Origin of the sequence: Streptomyces recifensis, from assembly GCF_002154615.1 — a bacterium.
Taxonomy (GTDB): Bacteria; Actinomycetota; Actinomycetes; order Streptomycetales; family Streptomycetaceae; genus Streptomyces; species Streptomyces griseoluteus.
The window spans coordinates 1-2,638 of the sequence record NZ_MUNH01000120.1 but is presented as its reverse complement, the minus strand read 5'-3'; the positions used below and the strand labels follow the sequence as shown (position 1 = coordinate 2,638).

At 66.8% G+C, this 2,638-nt stretch carries 2 protein-coding genes; one reads left to right on the top strand and one right to left on the bottom strand.

Features of this window, described 5'->3' with window-relative positions:
* Positions 1-657 precede the first annotated feature (657 nt).
* On the bottom strand, positions 658-1,206 hold the full coding sequence (locus tag CCN33_RS07910; protein WP_086692629.1) for a MarR family winged helix-turn-helix transcriptional regulator: 549 nt from the start codon (positions 1,204-1,206) through the stop codon (positions 658-660).
* Between the two features lie 135 nt (positions 1,207-1,341).
* On the opposite strand from CCN33_RS07910, the gene CCN33_RS07905 reads away from it, so the two are divergent.
* The gene (locus CCN33_RS07905) at positions 1,342-2,604 is read left to right on the top strand and encodes an MFS transporter (protein ID WP_202460423.1); all 1,263 of its coding nucleotides are present in this window, start codon (positions 1,342-1,344) and stop codon (positions 2,602-2,604) included.
* Positions 2,605-2,638: the final 34 nt, after the last annotated feature.

The window sequence follows — 2,638 nt, the reverse complement described above, 5'->3', positions numbered from 1 at the left end:
TCTCCGTGAATGTTTACCGGTAATCCGGTGCACACACACGAGAGCGGAACCACCGGAGGAATAGTCCGATGGTTCACAGCGTCCTCGCTGTGTTTTTTCAAAGGAACCTCGTCCCAGCAGATGCTGGAGACGGGGTATCAACATATCTGGCGTTGACTTTTAGCACGCTGTTGAGTTCTCAAGGAACGGTCGCTTCCTTTGTACTCACCCTCTCGGGCTTTCCTCCGGGCTTCCCTTCGGTGTTTCCGACTCTATCAGATCTTTTTCCGATCCGATTTCCTCGGTGCTTTCCAGTTCTTCGCTTTCGCGTTTCCCTTTCCGGCGGTTCCGACTCTATCAGATCCTTTCGGCGTCTGATTCCCAGTCAGAGGGGGTTGTCTTCCCGGCCCGCTGGGCCGTTCCGACGTCTCAAACCTTAGCGGATCATCCCCGGCAGTTCCTAATCGGGCCGCCGGTTCCCATTCGAATTGAATTCGGACGTGCCGAAAGCAATCCCAGGGGATGGTCGTACTGGTTGGTTTGAGGTTGCCGCTCCAGGCGACGAGGTGTCGCGGAGAACCGTTACGGCTCCGTGCAACCCGAAGAACTCTACGGACTCGCCGGGGGGCAGGTCAAGCCCCCCTGTCAAGATTTTTTCCAGCGGCCCTGGTCAGGCCGTCAGTCCAGGTCGGAGAGCCGGCCCTCTGCGTCGGGCTGGGCGTGCTCCACGCGACGGAGGAGCCGGGTGAGGACCTCTCCCAGTACGGAACGCTCCCCGGAGGTGAGGTCCTGGAGCAGGTCCTCCTCGAAGACCGTCGCCAGGCGCATCGCCTCGAGCCACTTCTCGCGGCCCTCGGTGGTCAGCTCCACGATGACACGGACACGGTTGGACTCGTCGCGCTCGCGGGTGACCAGGCCCTCGGCGACCATGCGGTCGATCCGGTGGGTCATGGCGGCCGGGGTGAGCCCGAGCCGCTTGGCCAGCTCGCCGGGGCCCATCCGGTAGGGGGCGCCGGCGAGCACCAGGGCCTTCAGTACTTCCCACTCCGCGTTGCTGATGCCCAGCTCGGAGGTCTGGCGGCTGTACGCCACGTTCATCCGGCGGTTCAGCCGGGACAGTGCCGACACGATCGCCTCGACCTGGGGGTCGAGGTCCTGGAACTCGCGCTGGTAGGCGGCGATCTGTTCTTCGAGTGTCGGCTCCGGGACGCCGGCGGTGTCGGCCATGGCAAGGAGTATGGCACGGGGTCTCTTTGCTTTGAAGTCCTTCGGCGTGTAGTCTTTAGCTTCGAACTTTAGCTTTGAAGTCTTCACTCCTAACTTGTGGAAGAGGTGAACGTGACCAGGGCGATGGGGGCGGCGATGCCCCGCATCCACGTGGGCAACGCGCTCAGCGCGTTCGGACTCGGCTTCACGGTCCCGTATCTGTATGTCTATGTGGCGCAGGTGCGTGGGCTGGGGGCCATGACGGCCGGGCTGGTGCTCGCCGTCTTCGCCGTGGCGGCGCTGATCGCGTTGCCGTTCGCCGGGCGGGCGATCGTCCGGCGCGGTCCGTTGCCCGTCCTGCTCGCTGCCCTGGTCCTGTCCGCGCTCGGCGCCCTGGGCCTGGGGCTGGCGGGCAGTGCGGTGTCCGTACTGCTGACCGCGGCCGCGCTCGGTGCCGGGCAGGCGGTGATGCAGCCCGCGCTGGCTACGATGATCGTGGACTGCTCGACCACCGCCACCCGGTCGCGGGCGTTCGCCATGCAGTTCTTCCTCCAGAACCTCGGTCTGGGCGTCGGCGGGCTCATAGGCGGCCACCTGGTCGACACGAGCCGCGCCTCCTCCTTCACCGTGCTGTTCACCATCGAGGCCACGATTTTCCTGCTGCTCGCCGTGCTGATGGCGACGGTGCGGATGCCGCGTGCGCCGCGCATCACCGACCTGCCCTCCGGCTCGGCCAAGGGCGGCTGGCGGCAGCTCGTGCAGAACCGGGCGATGGTCCAGCTCTGCCTGCTGGGCTTCGTGCTGTTCTTCGCCTGCTACGGACAGTTCGAGTCCGGTCTGAGCGCCTATGGCGTCGAGGCCGCCGGGATATCCACGTCCACGCTGGGCACCGCGCTCGCCGCCAACACGATGATGATCGTCGTGGCGCAGTTCGCCGTGCTGAAGCTGGTCGAGCGGCGGCGCCGGTCGCGGGTGATCGCGGTGGTCGGCCTGATCTGGACCGTGGCCTGGCTGGCGGCGGGCTACGCGGGCCTCGGACACGGCAGCCAGGAGATGGCCACGGCCGCGTTCGTCTCCACGTACGCGCTGTTCGGGCTCGGCGAGGCGATGCTGTCGCCGACCGTGGCGCCGCTGGTCGCCGATCTGGCGCCGGAGGGCATGGCGGGGCAGTACAACTCCGCGTTCGCGCTGGTCAAGCAGTTGGCGCTGGCGGTCGGGCCGGCCATCGGCGGGCCGCTGGGTGCCTCGCTGCACGCACCGTACATCGTGACGTTCGCGCTGTTCTCCGTGGCGATCAGTGTGCTGGCGGTGCGGCTGGGCCGTCGGCTGACGCCCGCCCAGGACCACCCGTGGGCCGCGCAGGCGAAGAGCCGGGTCGTGGCGCGGGGCGGTGCTCCGGCGGAGTCGGTCAGCGCATAGGAAGTACCTGCCTGCACGCGGAAGGGCCGGAAGC